The sequence below is a fragment of the Psychrobacter sp. ANT_H3 genome (assembly GCF_027919975.1).
Taxonomy (GTDB): Bacteria; Pseudomonadota; Gammaproteobacteria; order Pseudomonadales; family Moraxellaceae; genus Psychrobacter; species Psychrobacter maritimus.
The window spans coordinates 158,027-178,016 of the sequence record NZ_JAQISM010000001.1; the positions used below are offsets into that span (position 1 = coordinate 158,027).

16 protein-coding genes are annotated in these 19,990 nt (G+C 43.8%); 10 read left to right on the forward strand and 6 right to left on the reverse strand.

Translation table 11 applies throughout. The features are described 5' to 3' along the window. Positions 1-75 precede the first annotated feature (75 nt). The 7 genes from PG901_RS00620 (at position 76) to purF (ending at position 6,907) form a co-directional block, all read left to right on the forward strand. Positions 76-534 carry a SixA phosphatase family protein gene (locus tag PG901_RS00620; RefSeq protein WP_201565363.1) on the forward strand — a complete coding sequence of 153 codons (459 nt, stop codon included), beginning with the start codon at positions 76-78 and terminating at the stop codon, positions 532-534. Positions 535-799: 265 nt separating this feature from the next. After that, positions 800-2,125 (forward strand): type II secretion system protein GspL, encoded by a 1,326-nt coding sequence (gene gspL / locus PG901_RS00625; protein WP_271133104.1) that lies wholly within the window; start codon positions 800-802, stop codon positions 2,123-2,125. 2 nt (positions 2,126-2,127) lie between these two features. After that, entirely contained in the window at positions 2,128-2,691 is a 564-nt protein-coding gene (gene gspM / locus PG901_RS00630; protein WP_271133105.1) for a type II secretion system protein GspM, read from the forward strand. 152 nt (positions 2,692-2,843) lie between these two features. Next, a complete protein-coding gene (locus PG901_RS00635; protein ID WP_271133106.1) occupies positions 2,844-3,269 on the forward strand; it encodes a DUF4870 family protein in 426 nt (141 codons plus the stop codon). Positions 3,270-3,523: 254 nt separating this feature from the next. After that, the gene (locus PG901_RS00640; protein WP_271133107.1) at positions 3,524-4,558 is read left to right on the forward strand and encodes a quinone-dependent dihydroorotate dehydrogenase; all 1,035 of its coding nucleotides are present in this window, start codon (positions 3,524-3,526) and stop codon (positions 4,556-4,558) included. 80 nt (positions 4,559-4,638) lie between these two features. Further along, complete coding sequence (locus PG901_RS00645; protein WP_271133108.1) at positions 4,639-5,136, forward strand: CvpA family protein; 498 nt, start codon at positions 4,639-4,641, stop codon at positions 5,134-5,136. 235 nt (positions 5,137-5,371) lie between these two features. Then, positions 5,372-6,907 carry an amidophosphoribosyltransferase gene (gene purF, locus PG901_RS00650; RefSeq protein ID WP_201565357.1) on the forward strand — a complete coding sequence of 512 codons (1,536 nt, stop codon included), beginning with the start codon at positions 5,372-5,374 and terminating at the stop codon, positions 6,905-6,907. A 242-nt stretch (positions 6,908-7,149) separates the two neighbouring features. Here purF and PG901_RS00655 read toward each other — a convergent pair whose 3' ends face one another. From PG901_RS00655 to yajC, 6 genes are all read right to left on the reverse strand, one after another. Further along, the gene (locus tag PG901_RS00655; protein ID WP_271133109.1) at positions 7,150-7,509 is read right to left on the reverse strand and encodes an AzlD domain-containing protein; all 360 of its coding nucleotides are present in this window, start codon (positions 7,507-7,509) and stop codon (positions 7,150-7,152) included. Beyond that, positions 7,499-8,230, reverse strand: a complete 732-nt coding sequence (locus PG901_RS00660) for an AzlC family ABC transporter permease (protein ID WP_201628588.1) — start codon at positions 8,228-8,230, stop codon at positions 7,499-7,501. The genes PG901_RS00655 and PG901_RS00660 overlap by 11 nt, the downstream gene beginning before the upstream one ends. A 104-nt stretch (positions 8,231-8,334) precedes the next feature. Further along, complete coding sequence (locus tag PG901_RS00665; RefSeq protein WP_271133110.1) at positions 8,335-9,759, reverse strand: MATE family efflux transporter; 1,425 nt, start codon at positions 9,757-9,759, stop codon at positions 8,335-8,337. 185 nt (positions 9,760-9,944) lie between these two features. Continuing rightward, positions 9,945-11,201 (reverse strand): protein translocase subunit SecF, encoded by a 1,257-nt coding sequence (gene secF / locus PG901_RS00670; RefSeq protein ID WP_271133111.1) that lies wholly within the window; start codon positions 11,199-11,201, stop codon positions 9,945-9,947. Positions 11,202-11,210: 9 nt separating this feature from the next. Continuing rightward, on the reverse strand, positions 11,211-13,088 hold the full coding sequence (gene secD / locus PG901_RS00675) for a protein translocase subunit SecD (protein ID WP_271133112.1): 1,878 nt from the start codon (positions 13,086-13,088) through the stop codon (positions 11,211-11,213). A gap of 324 nt (positions 13,089-13,412) precedes the next feature. Continuing rightward, positions 13,413-13,742: a preprotein translocase subunit YajC gene (gene yajC / locus PG901_RS00680; RefSeq protein ID WP_201543085.1), complete on the reverse strand. Its 330-nt coding sequence runs from the start codon at positions 13,740-13,742 to the stop codon at positions 13,413-13,415. Positions 13,743-14,272: 530 nt separating this feature from the next. Here yajC and PG901_RS00685 point away from each other — a divergent pair. The 3 genes from PG901_RS00685 to PG901_RS00695 all read left to right on the forward strand — a co-directional run bounded on the left by PG901_RS00685 (position 14,273) and on the right by PG901_RS00695 (position 19,918). Beyond that, positions 14,273-15,610 (forward strand): CNNM domain-containing protein, encoded by a 1,338-nt coding sequence (locus PG901_RS00685; RefSeq protein WP_201624349.1) that lies wholly within the window; start codon positions 14,273-14,275, stop codon positions 15,608-15,610. A gap of 511 nt (positions 15,611-16,121) precedes the next feature. Beyond that, positions 16,122-16,616, forward strand: coding sequence for a nuclear transport factor 2 family protein (locus PG901_RS00690; RefSeq protein ID WP_201565352.1), 495 nt, complete (start codon positions 16,122-16,124; stop codon positions 16,614-16,616). 230 nt (positions 16,617-16,846) lie between these two features. Then, positions 16,847-19,918 carry a LysM peptidoglycan-binding domain-containing protein gene (locus tag PG901_RS00695; protein ID WP_271133113.1) on the forward strand — a complete coding sequence of 1,024 codons (3,072 nt, stop codon included), beginning with the start codon at positions 16,847-16,849 and terminating at the stop codon, positions 19,916-19,918. The last annotated feature ends 72 nt before the right edge of the window (positions 19,919-19,990 follow it).

The following is a 19,990-nucleotide window of genomic DNA, read 5'->3' on the forward strand; positions in this document are numbered from 1 at the left end:
CGCTTCAGTATAATAATTAAATAGCATTAGTATCGAAATAGTCAGGTAAAAGCAACAAACAAGGTGGTTAAGATTATGAAAATTATCTTAGTACGTCATGGTCAAGCAGAAGATGAAACGCGCCCAGATAGTGCGCGTCAGTTGACTGATTTTGGTCAGCAGCAAGCTGCGCAAACCGCAGAGTATATTACCACTCATTATCAACCTGACTGTTTTGTCGTGAGTCCTTATAAGAGAGCGCAGCAGACGTTGGCGGCATTACAGTTACGCGCCCCTAACGTGCCCTCACAAATACAAGAAAATATCACGCCGTCTGACGATGCCCGTCAGGCGCTCATCGATATTGGTAATATTGAAGCAGAGTGTCTGGTAGTCGTCTGTCATATGTCTATCGTTGCTCACATCGCAGGGCTGCTAACGGGTGATTATCCTGAATCGTTTTCTTTAGCAGAAGCGCGTGTGTTTGAGATGGATTTTGTGATGACGGGTATGGCAACTGAGATTGATCGTTTTGTTCCTGCTCAACCTTATTAGTAACAGTAATATAGTCAGCTCCATATAAAGAAGACACAGTGAAACTGGAAGGAATTTTTTGTAGCCTCTGTTGGCGTAGGCACAGCAAGCTAGAAAAATTTGTACCAGTTTCACCTTGTCAGATAACGTATCCATGTTATTTAGTATCGACTATACAAACGCTCGTAAAACTATCTAGATTTTTGCTAGACCGCAGCTTTAATAAATAACAGCCTCAATAAGTAATGGCTTTAAACAACAGCTTTGATAATTAAGGACACATTTGGTGTTACATGTTTGGTTAAGAGCGCAGCACAGTCCACTAGCGGTCTGGCATGAAGACATAAAGCAATGGCAATCGATTGACGGCTGGCAACAGCTGCATGATATTTATGGTAGCTATAAAACCAATAGCCAGAAATCTGTTTGTCTGTATTTTCCCTCAAGCCATGTCTTACAAGTAGATTCTGAGCTAAATACCGCTCAGCTCAAACAATTAGGTATGAGCGGTAAGCAGTATTTATTTGAAGAAACTTCTCTGACACCAGTTGAGCAGTTAGCCATTCGGCAAATGACTGAAAATACAAGCCATCATCTCTATGCTTTGGCTCAAAGTGATATCCAATCATGGCAGCAAAGTGCCAAGCTCGCTGGCATGAACATCGTAGCGTTACTGCCTGACTTTCTATTATTACCAACGCCAGAAGAGGGCGCAGGGCAGCAAATCATATTATACCAAGACCAACAAACCATGCTGCTGCGCCAATCCTTACATCAAGGCATGGCAGTAAGTTACTTGCCTTTAATCTTTGAGCGTTTTCCGTATTTAAGCGAAGTACTGCTATTGCCAGCCATCGATGACATCTTTGATGACTCTAGTGCCGTTGTTCATCAAACTTCTAATAACGGTCTTGCTGAAAACATTGCTGATGAGCCAGCACTTGACGATGGTATTAATTTAACAAAACCTGCACCCACAGCCAGCGCCTCTACTCAAACAGCGGCAATGATTGCCGAGCATCAATTACTATTAACCACGCTTCCCGTTACTCCTAAACCGCTTGAAAATCCTGAACGTCATGCTCTGAACTTTTTTATTAAATCAACCGATTCGCAATTATCACCGTATCTACGGGTGGCGATGATGGTCGCGCTGACGGCATTGGTATTGCAGATGGCAACCGATGGGGTGCAATGGTATCAATATAAGGCGGCGACAGCGGCGACCAAAACCGAGATTGCGAGCCAGTATCAGTCTTGGTTTCCAAATGAGCCGCTTAGTACGCGCACAAAGCTACAAGTGCAATTGCAACCAAAACTGCGTAGTGATAGCCAAGCGCCTGATTCTCACATAGCGGTATTGGCACGTATATCACCGTTGATTAAACAGTCGTCATTACGAGCGCAGGCGTTAGTCATGCAGCCAGCGGCGCTTAGCTTTACACTGATTGCGCCCGACCGTGGCAGTCTTGATCAATTTACTAATACGCTTGTCGCCCAAGGCTTAAACGCCAAATTAGAACAAGTGAATGGCAATGAACAAGGGCAGTTTAGTGGTCAAGTGACCGTTGATGTGGTAGCAAACAATAGCAGCGTCAGCAATAAAGGGTAACCATGAAAAGATTACAGCGCCTCGCCAAACGCAGCACTACTGCTACTAACCCTCAAAGCAGTGCTTTATCAGTGCGCATGAGTAGCTATCAAAGTATCTTAATGACACGTTGGCAGGCATTGTCTGCGCGCGACCAATTAGCTCTGCTGTTATTGTCAGCGTTTTTGCTGTTATTTGTCGGTGGCTATGGCGGCTATAGCGTCCATCAAGCAGCAAATGCTAGCAAAAATGAGTATCAAGAGCAGGTCGCCGATTATTTTTGGTTACGTGCCCAAGCTGGTAACATTGACAGCAATGCGTTAAATGCGGCTAGTAGTGCAGATGGCGTAGATGCCATGCCGCCAGCTAGCAGTATCAATGCGCTGCTAAACAATTCAGGGATTGCCGATGCGCAGGTCATTGCTGCTGGCGATGCGGTGCAATTAAGCTTTACGCATCCAAGCCAAGCGGTGGTGAGCGGCGCACTGGGTAAGCTTGAGCAGCAAGGTTGGCAATTTACCCAACTGTCGATGCAGCAAGATTTGGTCACTAAAGCGATTCAGGTACAGGCGACCGTAACTTCTTAAGAGGTATGCTTAACAACCTTTATGCCTAACAACTTTTACACCTAACAAGTTGATGTTTAAGCAGCTTTATATTTTAAAATATGCTGCATTGAAACCTTGCTCATTTGCCACAATAATATAGCTATTAGCCACAGAAGATAACGAGTGACCGTATGATAAACAATCCCAATAATACGATGAGTGATAATAAGCGCCGTTCTTTGATTACCTATAATCACATCACGTATTTGCTCTATGTGCTCAGCTATTTTACCGCGGGACTGCTGTGGATTGTGCCTATCTTTATGAATTATGCCAAACGTCGCGATGCTGATAATACATGGCTTGCCACGCATTTTGATTGGCAGATTAAAACGTTTTGGTATAGCATCGTCTTTTTTGTCATTGGTGTGCTTATCATCACATTTGCCTTAGGTAGTTTTGGCGTAAGTATGTTTGCTGACAGTAATAATATTGCCATCGGCTCGGTATTATTGGCCAGTTTAGGCTTTATTATTATGGGCTTTACTTTTATTTGGCATCTATACCGTATTGTACGCGGTTGGATTGCGCTTACTGATGGACGCCCAGTTCCTTAATATAAAAAACACGAATATCAATAAGCAGCAAATACGAATAAACAATGCATTCAAAAAAATGCTTTTTGATATCAGCTCATTAACTAGTTAAGGGCGTCCGTTTGCAATATCAACGATTGTTTATTCGCATGATTTAGCGCAATTTGTCCTATGAAACTTTGGTCTTATTTCAGTTAAGCTGATATAATCGCAGCGCTTGACCTCATTCGTTTTTCTTATTTATCATTTCTTTTCAAGCAGGGTCTGTCATTACTATGTCTTACGCCTTACTTCGCCCTTTTTTGTTTAATATGGACCCCGAGCACGCTCATGAGATGACATTATCTTTATTAGATAAAGCTCATAAAGCGCGTGTATTGGGCTTAGTATATGGTCAGTCAATGCAGCCAACCGACTGTATGGGTTTGCAGTTTGCTAATCCCGTTGGGCTTGCTGCCGGATTGGACAAAAACGGCGACTATATCGATGCGCTGGCAGAGTTGGGTTTTGGTTTTATCGAAGTGGGTACTGTCACGCCAAAGCCGCAAGTCGGCAATGACAAACCAAGACTATTTAGAATCAAGCAAGCCGATGCCATCATTAATCGTATGGGTTTTAATAATCAAGGCGTTGATTACCTGGTTGAAAACGTCAAACGTTGCAAATACAAAGGCAATATCGGTATTAATATCGGTAAAAATGCTGCAACACCGGTTGAAAATGCGGCTGATGATTATGTCTATTGCTTAGAGCGTGTTTATGCGCATGCTTCTTATATCACCGTGAATATCTCCTCTCCGAATACCAAAAATTTGCGCGACCTACAAAGCGGTGAAGCGTTAACCCAATTATTAGACACCATTAAAAACCGTCACAATCAGCTGGCAACCGAATATGGTTTTTATGTGCCCTTGGTCTTAAAGGTCGCTCCTGATTTAGAGCCGTTACAAGTCGATTATATCTCCCAGCAGCTGCTGGATTTTGAGATTGATGGTTTGATTGCTACCAATACCACTTTAAGCCGCGTAGGCGTCGAAGATTTGCCCGATGGCGACCAAGCAGGCGGCTTATCCGGTCGTCCGGTCAGCCACATTAGTACGCAAATTTTACAACAATTCTCCGATCAGCTGGATGGTAAGGTAGCGTTGATTGGTGTTGGTGGTATCGATAGCGGCGCCAAAGCCGTCAAGAAAATCGAGGCGGGTGCAGATTTGGTGCAGTTGTATTCAGGGCTTATTTATAAAGGGCCTGGGCTGGTACAGTCTTGCATTCAATCTATCGGTGGCTATTACGATGCCATGGAAGCTTAATCCTTTTAAAGATTGTTAAAACTGCAAGCTTTTCACCTTCACTGAAATACCCGATATAAGATGCAAATGAGGCGATAAACATGAGTGGTTTAGACATTGTGATTGCTGTGGTTGTTCTGATTGGCTTATGGCGTGGTTTTCAGGTAGGTCTGATTAAGACAGCTGTCGGTTTGGTCGGTTGGTTTATTGCACTTATTGCTGCCACTCGATTGGCGGGTTCCGTCGCGCCGCAATTATCAGGTATGGTAGAAAATCCTGTTTTGCAAATGGCGATGGCTTTTTTAGTGATTGTGATTGCCATCTTAGCCATCATGCACCTAGTTGCATTCGTATTCTCCGGAGTACTCAAAACCTTACGTCTTGGTATCCTTGATAAAGTGGCGGGCGGGGTACTTGGGGCGGCAAAAAACGTCCTTATGGTCTTAGTGGTTCTTAGCGTCAGTGCGCCATTATTGGTGCAAATGCCGCAATGGGAAACCTCGGTGCTCGCGCCTGAATTACTGCCTTATGCCCCCATGGGTAAAGAGCTGGTCTCAGATATGTTTGGCTTGGCGTGGGATCAGGTCAATCAGTCCTAAGCATCATCAGTGCTCATAAAAAGCTATTCAATCAGCTTTAATATTCGTAAAATACACCTCTATCAATCATCAACAACTTGTCTAATGGATAATAGGCCTTATTGATTATCTATAAGATTTTTAGTCAGAAAAATCGTCAGCTTGGCGGTAAATGGCAGGCAATGTGTTCCATAACTTTGTCAGCAGTTATGCCGTTATTGTGTTATCAATGTGTGGTACAAAATAGGATACAACTATGTGTGGAGTCGTTGGGGTCGCAGCTCATGAGCCAGTCAATCAAATTCTTTATGATGCCTTAACCATGTTGCAGCATCGCGGGCAAGATGCGGCAGGTATTGTGACTTTACAGGACGGGCGTCTTTATTTACGTAAAGAAAATGGCATGGTACGTGACGTATTTATGAATCGTCATATGCTAAAGCTGGTGGGTAAGTTTGGTATCGGTCACGTCCGTTACCCGACCGCTGGCACCTCAAGTAGTGCCGAAGCACAGCCTTTTTATGTCAACTCGCCTTATGGTATTACCCTTGCGCACAATGGTAACTTGACCAATGCTGAAAGTCTGGCTAAGTCTCTATATCAAGAAGATCGCCGCCATTTAAATACCGACTCAGATTCTGAAGTGTTGCTAAATGTCCTTGCGCATGAGATGCAAAATTTGGATAAAACCAATCCGACGCCTGCTGATATCTTTGAAGCAGTCACCGCGGTTTATGGACGCATTGAAGGCGCTTATGGCGTGGTCGCCCTGATTACTGGCCATGGTTTGCTAGCATTCCGTGATCCAAACGGTATTCGTCCGCTGATTTACGGTAAGCGTATGGCAGCCAATGGCGGCACAGAATATATGGTCGCCTCAGAGTCAGTAGCGTTGACGGGTTCGGGCTTTAGTATCGTGCGCGACGTTAAGCCTGGTGAAGCTATCTTTATTGATTTAGATCATCAAATACATACTTATCAGTGCGTTGAGCAAAAAGAATACACGCCTTGTATCTTTGAATATGTGTATTTTGCCCGTCCAGATTCTATTATGGACAATATCTCTGTTTATAAATCACGCCTACGCATGGGTGAAAAACTGGCCGATAAAATCCTTGCTGAATGGGGCGAAGATCATGATATCGACGTGGTCATTCCTATTCCTGACACCTCGCGTACCTCAGCGATGGAGCTGGCGCTAAAGATGAATGTGAAATACCGTGAAGGGTTTATGAAAAACCGCTATATCGGTCGTACCTTTATCATGCCAGGTCAGCAGCAACGTAAAAAATCAGTGCGTCAAAAGCTAAGTGCGGTACCGCTTGAGTTTAAAGGTAAAAATGTCCTTTTGGTTGATGATTCAATCGTACGCGGTACGACTTGTCATGAAATTATCCAAATGGCACGTGATGCCGGGGCCCGTAAAGTATTCTTTGCCAGTGCTGCGCCGCCGGTTAAATATCCAAACGTCTATGGTATCGATATGCCAGTGCGTAGCGAGCTGATTGCCTCAGGTCATAGCGTTGAAGAAGTACGCGAGATTATCGGTGCTGACCGCTTGATTTTCCAAGATTTGGACGATTTGATTGAAGCCGTCAAAGATACCAAGCATAGCAAGGTCGAAGGCTTTGATTGTGCGGTGTTCAACGGTTGCTACATTACCGGACAAATCAACGAAGCCTATCTTGAGCATCTACAAGAGCAGCGTAATGACACGGCTAAGACTGGCAAAAAAGGCGTACAAATCGTTGCTGATACCCCAGTCGATATGATGGGCGTAGAAGAGCTGTAAGAGACCAAATATCTTAAAATAAAGTAATGGCAAAATAAAAAGGCTGCAATCATTGAGATTGCAGCCTTTTTTATGGGCAAAAATAAATGTAGTCAGTGTGAAATATAATTGATGAATTAACAGCCACATGCGACTGGTATAAATTTTCCTCGCTTGCTGTTATCACAGAGGCTACGAAAAATTCATCCCAGTCGCGCTGTATCTTTTTTAAAATTAATCTGCTATATACAATAAACCTTTAATCAGCCTAAGAAATGCGTAAATAGCCATAAAAAGCCATTAATCGCAGCGATACCGACGATCATACTGACCAGTAACTGACGGCTAATATGATAAACGACTAATACTGATAATAACGCGCCTATTTGTGCCATTAATAAATGTACTTCAGCACTATTTAAACTCGCATTGCCTGACAAACCTTGATAAGAAAGACTGGTTAAGATTAGCAATACCATCACAGACAGCGGCAAGCTTTCATTTAAGCGATGTAGCCACGGCGTATCCAGTAGCTTTTTGGGTATTAAGGCGGGCAGGGCGCGAGTAATAAACGTCACTGCGGCCATCGCGAACGTTGCAAAAATCAGGTAACTACTGCTCATTGCTGCCTCCTTGCACACTGCGCTGCACCCAAACTCCACGGGCTAAAATCATCAGCATACAAATTGTAATCGCTACCAATAATAGCCAGTTGCTAGTAAAGAATGAGGCTATGACCAAAGCAATGACGGCAATACCAATGGGGAAATAGCGTTTGATACTTTGGAATTGCTCATAAGCTAAAATCGCAAATAAACAGACCAAGGCAAAATCCAAATGCGGTATTAAATCGCTTAGGGCGCTGCCAATCATCACGCCAATCGCACCAGCTAATACCCACCAGCTTTGATTAAACAGACTAATAGGCAGTATCAATGATTGGCGCGACTCATTTGGCAAACTGGTCATCACTGAAAACGTTTCGTCTGTTAAGGCAAATAAACAATAAGTCTTGGCTATTTTGTTTTTTGGTAGATACTGTAATAACGGCATACCATAAAAAACATGGCGCAAGTTAATAGCAGCAATATTGGTTGCGATATTGCCAATCGGTAATCCAGCACTCAGCATCGGCAGACAAGCATATTGCGCCGCGCCTGCATATAAGACCACACTTAGCATGATAGTAGCCCACACCGGCACACCCGCCACTTGTGCGAGCACACCAAAGGCAATCCCTGCTGGCAGATAACCCATGGCGACTGGCAAGCTTTTTTTAAAGCCTTCCGCCCAATCGTAATGGTAGGCTTGATTTTGATTTATCTCATTTGATTGAGTATTCACGTGACATCCTAATTTTTTCTTACTTTAATTTGTCGTTTATGGTCTTTTTTCTTGTTTTTTAAATTCATCATACAAGCATCATTTTAGCTAAATGCTCTTAATGATCAGGCTTCAGGCTGCAATTTTTCATAACTACCTGTCTGATGGGCACGATATAAAAACCCACCGAGTATAATCAATCTTAATAATAATAAGCACCAAACGCTCAGCCAGATGCCGGTCATATCCCATTGTTGATACAGTAGCCAACTTAATGGGAAAAAGATAACCGCCAATATCAGTGCGGCATTACGAATGACACTACCTGCCGTTAAACCAAAAAATATCCCATCTAACCAATAAGCGCCAACGCCTACAAGGGGGAGAAGTACGGCATAAAGGTGATAGTCATAAGCAAGCGCAAACACCGGCTCGATATTGGTCATCAATTGTAAATAAGTCGGCATGGCAAGCCACCATATCGCACTTAGCATAATGGCAAGCCCATAGCTAACCACGCCTGTGCGCTTAACGATAATACGAAACCGTGGCCAGTCACGTCGTCCCGCAGCTTGTCCGCTTAAGGTTTCTGCAGATACCGCCACGCCATCAAGGGCAAAGGCTGAGATACTCAATACCTGCAATAAGATGGCGTTGGCAGCCAGTATGACATCGCCGCTTTGGGCAGACAGGCGGGTAATCCAAGCAAAGCTTACTGTTAAAATTAACGTACGGATAAAAATGTCTTTATTTAATGAAAATAGCCTAAGCATTTTATCTTTGGTAAAGTGTTCTTTATTGGCGGTCAATAACGCTCGCCAAGAGATTTGTAGATGTCGACGGCTGAGCCATAATGCCAAAACTACGCCAAGCCAAAAGGCAATTGTCGTACCTAACGCCACCCCAACCAAGCCCATCTGCATCACATAAACAAAAAACAAGGTCAGTATGATATTAAGGATAGCGATAAAGCCTTGTTGATAAAGCATGTAGCGGGTCTTACCTTGACCAGCAAACCAGCCGATAAAGGCAAAGTTCATCAGCTCAGCGATAACGCCCCAAAAACGTACATCTAAATAAGTCTTTGCCGCGCTGCCACTATCAGGATTGGCGGAGAGCGCTTGCAAGCCAAAATCAATTAACCAAGGTTTTGCGATAAGTAAAACCGCGCCAATCATAAAGGCCAATAATAAAGCCCGTTGCAAAATCGACAACAGCGGTGATGGTGTTCGGTTAGACGCGTTTAATGGCACATTGTTATTGTTAAGGGCATCTTTATTAGCCAGTTGCCCCAATGCTTGTGCCGACAGTCCAGATGACGCATATTGCAAAAAGTTAAAGCTGACCAGTATTAAAGACAGCAGCTGTATGGCTAAGCCCATCCCAGCAAGCTTAGCGGTGTCATTCATATTACCGACAATCGCTGTATCAATGACGCTTTGTAGCGGCATCGCAAGGTTGGCCAATAATACTGGCAAGGCGATGGCGATAATGCGCGCATAGCGAGTATCGATAGGCGGCATAGTACTTGGCGGCAAGGTAGATGACATAGCTTAGTCGCTTATATAACGAGGCAGAGAAGTTTAGTAATCACTCTTCAAATAACATTAAAATATAAATAATATAAAGACAAAAGCACCTAGAGTTTAGGTGCTTTTGTCAGGATAACGCTCATCAGCTTAATAACTAGCAGCTTAATAATTAAAAGGTCTAATTATTGCCTTTGAGGTAAGCATTAATCTTGCTCATACATTTTTGGATCATTAAAGGTTACGATTTCTTCTTCAAACTCAGGTTTTACTTTAACGATAAAGTCATCACGTGATAAACCCATTCTTAAAGGAATAGAGCTTGCAATATAAGTAGATGAATACGTTCCTGCCAGTAAACCGATAAATAGGGCGACTGAGAACCAGTATAAACCCTCTCCGCCTAAGAATAGCATTGCAAGGACTACTAACAGAACCGTTGAAATGGTCATAATGGTACGGCGTAGGGTCTCTGTCAGTGACAAATCAACCGTTTGACGCGGCGTGATACCACGGACACGGCGAAAGTTCTCACGGATACGGTCATAAACGACGATGGTATCGTTTATTGAATAACCAATCAAGGCTAAAATAGCAGCTAGGACGGTTAAATCAAACGGAAAACCAAATAATGCAAAAATCCCGATGGTCACGATAGCATCGTGGAATAGCGACAGTACCGCACCAAGCGCCAGCTTAAACTGGAAACGTAAGGCAACATAGCCCAGCATACAGGCCAGTGCCAACACCAATGACATGACTGAGCTTAGATAGATGTCGTTACCTACTTGGCTACCGATAATATTAACATTACTGATTTCAACATTATTATTAGGCAGTGCCAACGCCTTACTCAGACTGGCATTAAGTCCGTCGACGTTGTCAGACTGTGGTGGTAGACGTACTAAAAGCTCTTGACGCGTCCCTAAATACTGCACGACAGCATCATCAAAACCATTGTCAGCCAAGGCTTTAACCACTTCGACTTGCTCAGCAGGCTGCTCATAACGTACATCTGCTGAAACCCCGCCGGTGAAATCAAGACCTAGATTTAGACCATTGACGGCAATGGCGATAATACTACCAATCACCATCAGCAGTGATAGAAGTGCCATCGGCTTTTCTAACTTCATAAATGGGATGATACGTTGATCGCCAATGGCTTTGATGCCACCTTCAGCTTCTGCTGCTGCATTATCTTCAGCATCACCTATGTCTAAATTATTTAGATTAGTATCCATTGCTTGCGTGGCCAATGCATGGCTGTCTTGACTCGCATCTTTACCACCGCGACGGGTTTTATTTTTACTCAAGCTCGTCTTAGAAGTCTTATTGCTTTGGGTATTACTGCCTTTACCATCACGGCGCGGTTTTTTACGGCGGCGCGTACTAGCTTCGCTATTTGAGCCATTCGGTTCGGGGTTGTTCTGTTGTTCTAAAGGGTTGTTATTATCGATGGCCATAGTTTTCTCCTAACCGATGCTCAGACGTTTGATAGATTTACGCTTACCGTAAGCAAGTTGTACCAGCGCACGGGTTACCAAAATCGCGGTAAATAGTGAGCTGACAATACCAATCGCGAGGGTAACCGCAAAGCCTTTAATCGGACCCGTACCAATCGCAAATAAGATAAACGCGACCAATAACGTGGTGATGTTGGCATCGAAAATACTACTAAAGGCACGATCAAAACCTGCCACGATAGCGGATTTTGGTCTGACCCCGTTTGCCAGCTCTTCACGTATACGCTCAAAAATCAGCACGTTGGCATCGACCGCCATACCGATGGTTAAGACGATACCGGCAATACCGGGTAGGGTCAGTGATGAGCCTAAAATTGACATAATGGCAATAATGATAATGACGTTAATCGCTAGGGCAATATTAGCAATCACCCCAAATAAGCGATAGAAAATAATCATAAAGGCGAAGACCAGTAGATAACCCACTTGGGTAGAGAATAGGCCTTTATCGATATTTTCTTGGCCTAATGATGGACCAATGGTGCGTTCTTCAACGAAATACATCGGGGCTGCCAATGCACCTGAACGTAACAATAGCGCAAGCTCAGCGGCTTCAGCACTGCTATCAAGCCCAGTAATACGGAAAGAAGAACCCAGTACCGCTTGGATATTGGCACGGTTAATAACTTTAGTCTCAGCATACGGCGTACGTACTTCGACGGTCTCACCAGTTGCTGGATTTTCTTCATAAGTAATGCGTTGTTTATTTTCAATAAACAGCACCGCCATTTGTTTGCCGACAGCCGTACGCGTGGCGTTTTGCATCAGCTTACCACCAGCACTATCTAGGGTAATGCTTACTTCAGGTGAGCCGCTTTCATCAATACCTGTCTGCGCGTTCGTAACCTTGTCACCGGTGACAATCGCTTGACGCTCTAGCAATACTGGTGGACCATCAAGCGTTTCAAATGGAAATGCTTCGGTACCAGCAGGCGGAATACCGCCCATATAATTTTCAGCGCCTTCAGCGACCATACGGAACTCAAGGTTTGCCGTACGACCAAGGACACGTTTTGCTTCTGCAGTATCTTGTACACCCGGTAGCTCAACCACGATACGGCTAGCGCCTTGTGATTGTACCAAGGCCTCAGTAACCCCAAGCTCAGCAATACGATTGCGTAGGGTGGTCAAGTTTTGATTGACCGCGTAGCTATTGATTTCGTCTAAGGTTGCATCGTTATAAGCTAAAATCAGGGCAGGGCCTTGCTCATCAATAGAAGACTGTAAGGAGAATGTGTTACCCATTGAGCCTTGCAAGATGTTTTGCGCACGGTTACGGGTATCAGTATCAGAAAAATGCAGCACCACGCCACGCTTTTCTGTTTTGATACCTTTAACCGCAATACGTTCAGCACGTAGGTCACGGCGCATATCACGACTGGCGCTGGTTAAGCGTTGTTCGAGCGCCTTGTCCATATCCACTTCTAGCACGAAACGCACACCACCGCGCAAATCAAGCCCGAGTTTCATGGGTCTTGCGCCGATATCACGTAGCCACTCAGGAGTAGTCTGTGCCAAGTTCAGCGCGACCACATAGTCCTCGCCTAGATTTTGACGCAGCACTTCCTGAGCCTTTAGCTGATCGACGGGATTGTCGAGACGCACCAGCGCACTATTGCCTTCAAAGGTACCATCATGATTGTTCAAGCCTGCTTCTTCGAGCAAGCTTTGAGACTGAGTCAAGATACCTTCAGACAGCTGCGTACCTGCTGCTGCACTGGTAATCTGTACGGCAGGTTCATCAGGATATAGGTTAGGAGCCGCATATAGACCGGCAATGATGAGCACGACGGTGATGAGTAAGTATTTCCAAGCGGGATATTGCATAATCACTTCTTTAAGTTGATAAACTACTGGCGACGCAGGCCACAAGTTAGCAGATGGGAAGTTAGCGATAACAAGGGTGAGTGACTAAAGGGAGAGCTACTATATTGTTTTAGTAGTCGTACTGAATCATGCACCACTGTGATCATCCGCGATGATAGTAAAGCAAAAAACGGTAAAGCGTAAAGCAGTAAAGCGAAAAATGACCGTAAATAATGTACGGTCATTTTAAAGTCATTACAACTATTAATTGATAATAGCCATCAATTAGTCACAACCAATGTTCAATAATTCATATTTAACAATCATCAAATACATCGATAATGCTTAAACGCTTTCGATAGTACCAGCGGGCAATACTGAAATAACAGAAGCACGTTGTACTTTAACGTCAGTGTTGTTGTTTAAGCTCACAACCGCATAATCGCCTTCTAGTGCTTTGATACGACCCATAAGGCCGCCAGCAAAGATGATTTCGCTACCGACAGTCAATGAATTGACCATAGCGCGGTGCTCTTTGGTGCGTTTAGACTGTGGACGAATCACCAAAAAGTAAAAAATGGCAAAAAACGCCACTGGCAACAAGATTTGACCAAATAGTGACGCAGCTCCGGCAGTTTCTGGCGCAGCATGGGCAGCTTGAATAAAAAAGCTCATAATTTCTCTCAGTAAGTCATAGATAACAATAAATTTACAGGCATAGTAACAAAAAATCCCAGACTTGGTAACTGTTAATCATAGGCTAGGCGTGTTTTTGTTACCCATTTAACATACTAACCGCCAATATTTAGCCTAACAATCGTTTTGCTATTCTAAATGATAGAATGATTGGAGTTAAAGGGCAGAGTGCTCTGACGCTCAGCAAGCAGTAAAAGCCGACTATTAAGTAGATATATCAATTGGCATAGCATCACAATAGTCAAAAAATAGCTTTGTTATATACATTATATCTTTGATACAAATGGTTATTTACTATGGAATGCCATTATTGCTGCTACGATTAAACGAGGGTTTATATCGCTATAAATGGGGGTATAATAGGCTGTCTTGAGCATGATTTTGGTCGTTAAATAGATAAAAATTAGACGCTATCGGCTATTATTTTCTATCTGCTGCCGTCAGCTCATGATATATTGTGACTTCCTTTTACTTCTTTGTTTAGGTTACCTAACTTGTTCACCTCTTTTATATCTGTACCTCGTTTATACCGTCCGCGCGCCTGTCGTAAAGACGCATCCGCTGAACCTCCCCCGACGATGGGTGGCTATACTCGCTTTAGTAAAAATTACTTCGGTATGATGCGCCTTAATATGTGGCGTTTTGTTATAAAACGGCTTGCTACGTTATCTGCATTGATAACGCTATTCCTCACTCTATTACTGCCGCAATCGGTGCTGGCTGCTGATGCCTTAGCAGACCCAAGCCCGACCAGCGTTCTACTGCTTATCTTATTTGTGGTAGTAGCGATTGGTATCTCATTTATTTGTTCGTTGGCAGAGTCTGCATTACTTAGTATGACGCCGTCATATATCGCCGATGTTCAAGAGACTAACCCCAAAAAAGCCAACATGCTAAGACGCTTAAAGATTGATAATATCGATCAGTCATTAGCGGCTATCTTAACCTTAAACACGGTTGCACATACCTTAGGTTCTATTGGCGCTGGTGCACAGGCGACGATTGTTTTTGGTAGCGCTTGGTTTGGGCTATTTTCTGCCATTATGACCTTGGCAATTTTATTTTTATCTGAGATTATTCCAAAAACGTTGGGCACAGTCTATTGGCGTCAATTAAGTGGCATGGTGGCTTATTTTGTACGCGGTATTATTTTACTGCTATACCCATTAATCTGGATATCAGAAAAACTGACCAAACTATTGGTACGAGGCAAAGAACCGGTAACCTTTAGTCGCCGAGAGTTTGCGGCGCTTGCCAGTATCGGCGAAGAGTCAGGACAAATCGACCCATTAGAGTCGCGTATCATTCGTAACTTATTGGCATTTGGTGCCATTAAAGTTGAAGATATTATGACCCCGCGTTCGGTGATGCTGGCGTTTGAAGAAAATAAAACCGTTGCTGAATTATTGGTTGACCGACCAAAACTCACTTTTTCGCGCCTGCCGATTTATGATGGTGATTTAGACAATATCACCGGTTTTGTCTTAAAAACCGACATGTTATTGGCCAAGGTTAATCATGCGGTACATAAACCCTTGACGCAGTTCAAACGTGATATTACCTTTGTATTTTCAAAGATGAAATTGTTTGATTTGTTAGAGCTGATGCTAAAAAACCGTATTCATATCGCCATTACCGTTGGTGAATATGGCGAGGTCAAAGGCTTAGTGACATTAGAAGATGTGTTTGAGACCTTGTTGGGTCTTGAGATTGTCGATGAAATAGACCGCGTCGAAGACATGCAAGCGTTAGCTCGGCAGATGATGGACAGACGTGTTGAGCGCTTGGGTATGAAGCTGAGTGATGATGAGCAGTATGAAGACATCCATACTGAACATAAGAATTAGAAGTATAACTATTAGAAACACCGCTATTAGAAATGTAGATATTAAAAACAGATATTAAAAATGCGTTCGATAAAGCTGCCTAAGTTATGAATCATTTAGGCAGTTCTTATAATAGATAGTTTCTATAAAGAGTAATATATTTTATATTGCATGATATCTAGTAATGCTACTTAGTCATAGCATTTAAGCTAAGCGGTCATTTTTTACTCTAGGCTGTCAACTTTGATGATATTCGCAATAATTACACAGGGTGTCACATGGCTGTGAGAATTTAGTGATAGGCTGAAATTATCATAACAGAAGGCTGCTAAAAGTCTTAGATTAAGCCAGATGTAAAATACTTAACTGATAAAAGCACGACTTGTTTCAATTTATATGATAACTGTTTATCTACGAGAGCAGCACTTTATAATTAAATGATACATCACCGTTAAGCGTCATTGTATGATGGCATGATGAAAATCATACCTGACCATGACGATAGACGACAATAGTATCACTAAGGAATATCATGAAAAGATTATGGGGAAAAGGGCTGTTGGCTCTATTGATGAAAAGCGCTAGCGTGACTGCGATAGTGGCGGCTGCCAGTACCATGACTATCAGCGCGCAAGCGGCAACCATGACCGAAGCTTTGGTACAAAACTATGCAACGGCCATGAAGTCAGCAGCCAATAGCCAAAGTCTTAATCAGGTCGCGCGCCTCGTATCTGACGATGCGCTGATTTCTATGTCAAGAAAAGGTAAGTCTACCAGTCTCGACAAAGATGCTTATCTAAAATTACTGCAAAACAGTTGGAGTAATACCTCAAATTATCGCTACGATATCAATGTGGATAATATTGTCATTACCGGTGAGCAAGCAAAAGCCAATGTCACTACCAATGAAAGCTGGGTAAAAGATGGGCAAAAGGTCTCATTTGTCACGACATCGAGAGTAACGCTTACCTTATCGACTGGGAATGCGGTGCTTTTACGCGCTGTGTCACAAGTGGCGATTAATTAATCATTACTACTATATTGGTAAGTAATGTCATTAGTCATCAATGAGCCATCGCTAGCAGAGTTAGTTAATAAATCGTATAAATAATATCGCTATTCAGCCATTGAGAGATAGAGTGGATTAAATTCTACTCATTATCTTTCATAATAGGCTGGTCTTTGTTTGATATTGCGTACTATACTGTCGATTAACTTTATTTTATCACTTATTGTTGTTAGGAAACTTCCACTATCATGTCTACTGTGTCATCAAAATCTCGCTCATTTATCGCTTTACCACTGACGCTTGCGGTGTCGACTTTACTTATCAGCGCTTGTAGTAATACGTCGGCGGTGAAAAAGACGGGTGCGACCGGCAGCTCAGCTGTGGTTACTAAGCGTCCTGTCGCTCAAGTTACTAAGCCAAGTACGGGCGCTGATTATTCAACGGCGTTCTTAGATGCTGAAAGCTTAGATGAGTTGGCTGATTTATTAGAAGCCACCGACATGACTATGGTTGAGGGCAATAAACTTGCGATTCAACAATATGGTGATTTATGGAATCGCTTGCGGGCAGGCTACCGTATGAATGGCGGACAGCCTGTTTATAATCAACGTATTGAAGCGCAAAAAGGTTGGTTTACCAGTCGTCAAGACTATCTAAATCGTTTGACCGCGCGTGCCAGTCGCTACCTTTACCATACCGTTCGAGAAGCCGAGCGTCGTAATATTCCAACCGAACTTGCGTTATTGCCTGTCATTGAGAGCTCCTACGATCCAAGTGGTACCAGTAGTGCGGCGGCAGCAGGTTTATGGCAGTTTATTCCGAGTACGGGGCGTATCTATGGTCTAAATCAAAGTAGCACTTATGATGGTCGCCGTGACGTGATTGAATCAACACGTGCCGCTTATGACTTTTTGACCGCACTGCATAACCAATTTGGTAGCTGGGAGCTGGCACTAGCCGCTTATAACGCCGGTCCTGGTCGTGTACAAAAAGCCATCGATGCCAATGCTGCACGCGGCTTGCCGACCGATTACTGGTCACTAAGACTGCCAACAGAGACCATGAACTATGTGCCGCGCTTTTTAGCGGTTGCTGAAATCGTCGCCAAGCCTGAGCAATATGGTGTTTATCTGCCTGCTATTGCTAACCGTCAGCATTTCCGTAGCGTACCAGTAAATTATGGCGTCAGCTTAGCCGAAGTCGCACAGGTGACAGGTGTCAGTTATGACGAGCTAGAAAGACTAAATACCGCGCTGACTTCAGCTCGTATCGATTCATCAGGTCCACAGCGTATCATTATTCCTAATGATGTCAGCTTAACGACAGATGCGAAGCTGAGCGCCTTGAGAGGGAATGGCAGTAGTAATGTGATTGCTTCTAGTAACACCAGCAGCAGTAGCACGCCAAGCTATTCAGGCTCTACTTCTACCACGCCGAGCTATAACAATAAGCCTTATACTAGCGGTGGATCATTACCTTCTACCGGTAGCGCCCTTGCTGATTACGCGGCGAGCGCCAGTGTACCGCAGCAAACCACCAGCTATATTCCGCCGACGGTTTCACCGACGAGCAGCTCCGTTTATAGCAGCAATACCTCATTCCGCACTGAGCCACCGCTGACTTCTGCAGAAACCAAAAAGATTAACGCTGAGCTAAAAAGCAGTAACAGCTTACCGACCACATCGGCACAAATCACGCAAAACAATACTATTATTCAAGAGCCACCACTAAGCAAAGAAGAGCGCGATTTCATTGCCAGTCAGATTCGCATCAGTACGCCTGAAACCAAAGTCATTAATGCCGATGGTAATATCAATTTATCAGCGGTACAAACGCAGCAGTCAGTGTTAGAGGCCAGCGGTCAAGAAAAGAAATTAAGTTTCCCAAAAACCTCGGTTAGTAAGCCAAAACCACAAGGCACGCGTAGCACTTATACGGTAAAACGTGGCGATACCTTGGCAAATATCGCCAGTCGTGCGGGCGTCAGCTGGCGTGATATCGCTGAATGGAACCAAATAGATGCTAGCGCCAATCTGCTAGCGGGCAGCACGTTATACTTATATAACGCCAAATCTATCGAGCCATTGAGCAATGCCAGTACTACAGCGGCAAGCCAGCCTGAAAGCTATGTGGTACAAGGCGGTGATACGCTAATCGGTACGGCCAATCGCTTTGGTTTATCGGTGACTCAGCTAGCTACTTATAATAATTTGAGCAGTAGAGCGGACTTGCTACGCGGTCAAAAACTATGGCTGGTTCCTGGTAAAGTGACCGCGCCTGCGACCACGCCTGCTGCACCATCGACCAAACCTAGTAAGTCGAGCACGGCAACCAAGAATTATAAAGTCAAACCTGGTGATGGTCTGATTGCTTTATCACGCCAGTTTAATGTGCCGACTACCACCTTGGCGACGTTAAATAATATGGGCACGACCGATTCACTATACGTTGGTCAGACCTTAAAAGTACCAGCCAATGTAGACTTTACGCCTGCGGCTGCTACGTCTAGCAGTGCATCTAACAATACGTCGAATAGCACAAGCAGCAATACGACTACTAGCACGTCAAGCTCAGTGGCAACGACCAATTATAAAGTCAAATCAGGTGATACTTTAATTGGTATTGCAAATAGCGTTGGTATTAGTCCTGAAGAATTGGCAGCGGTGAATAGCAACTTTGATGCCAAAGCACGCTTGCAACGTGGTCAAACGATTAAAGTACCGGTCTCTAAAGATTTGGTAGATCGTCAGCTCAATGACAAAGCCGTCAGTTATAAAGTCAAATCTGGCGATACCTTGACGGGCGTTGCGCAGCGTTACAATATCGGTTTGGGTGATTTGGCAGCAGCCAATAATTTGAAAACCAATTCTAATTTAATCCTTGGTCGTACGATTACCATTCCTGCTAATGGGACAGTAAGCGCTCCTAGTACAGCTAATAGTAATGCTAGTAGCACTAGTAACAAGAGCACCAGCAGCGCCAGTGCAGAAACCGCAAGCAGTAGCGGCAAAAAACTTGGTAATACTGAGAGCTACAAAGTTAAATCGGGCGATGGTCTTATTGCCTTAGCGCGTCAGTTTGGCATCTCGGTAGAAGACCTAGCCGCGACAAACGATTTGGCGACCAATGCCCAGTTACAACGTGGTCAAACGATTAAAGTACCAAAAGCGACGGTAAGCTATACCGTTGGCTCAGGCGATAGCTTGATTGGATTGGCACGTAAATATGGCGTCTCAACCAAAGAGCTTGCGGATATGAATAATATCGCTGTAGATACCATGCTGCAACGCGGTCAACGTTTAACCGTACCGAATCGCTAATGTAGAATGTAGCCGTATTTAATAAATTTTAAGCATTAAAAAAAGCTGCTCTTTTATAAGAGCAGCTTTTTT

Bases quoted from the DNA above. Each gene is read 5' to 3' on its own strand.
- PG901_RS00690 (WP_201565352.1), top strand. From the start codon at position 16,122: ATGAAAAGATTATGGGGAAAAGGGCTGTTGGCTCTATTGATGAAAAGC.
- PG901_RS00665 (WP_271133110.1), bottom strand. From the start codon at position 9,759: ATGTCATCTACCTTGCCGCCAAGTACTATGCCGCCTATCGATACTCGC.
- PG901_RS00640 (WP_271133107.1), top strand. From the start codon at position 3,524: ATGTCTTACGCCTTACTTCGCCCTTTTTTGTTTAATATGGACCCCGAG.
- PG901_RS00695 (WP_271133113.1), top strand. From the start codon at position 16,847: ATGTCTACTGTGTCATCAAAATCTCGCTCATTTATCGCTTTACCACTG.
- PG901_RS00620 (WP_201565363.1), top strand. From the start codon at position 76: ATGAAAATTATCTTAGTACGTCATGGTCAAGCAGAAGATGAAACGCGC.
- secD (WP_271133112.1), bottom strand. From the start codon at position 13,088: ATGCAATATCCCGCTTGGAAATACTTACTCATCACCGTCGTGCTCATC.
- gspM (WP_271133105.1), top strand. From the start codon at position 2,128: ATGAAAAGATTACAGCGCCTCGCCAAACGCAGCACTACTGCTACTAAC.
- PG901_RS00635 (WP_271133106.1), top strand. From the start codon at position 2,844: ATGATAAACAATCCCAATAATACGATGAGTGATAATAAGCGCCGTTCT.
- PG901_RS00655 (WP_271133109.1), bottom strand. From the start codon at position 7,509: ATGAGCAGTAGTTACCTGATTTTTGCAACGTTCGCGATGGCCGCAGTG.
- secF (WP_271133111.1), bottom strand. From the start codon at position 11,201: ATGGCCATCGATAATAACAACCCTTTAGAACAACAGAACAACCCCGAA.
- yajC (WP_201543085.1), bottom strand. From the start codon at position 13,742: ATGAGCTTTTTTATTCAAGCTGCCCATGCTGCGCCAGAAACTGCCGGA.
- purF (WP_201565357.1), top strand. From the start codon at position 5,372: ATGTGTGGAGTCGTTGGGGTCGCAGCTCATGAGCCAGTCAATCAAATT.
- PG901_RS00645 (WP_271133108.1), top strand. From the start codon at position 4,639: ATGAGTGGTTTAGACATTGTGATTGCTGTGGTTGTTCTGATTGGCTTA.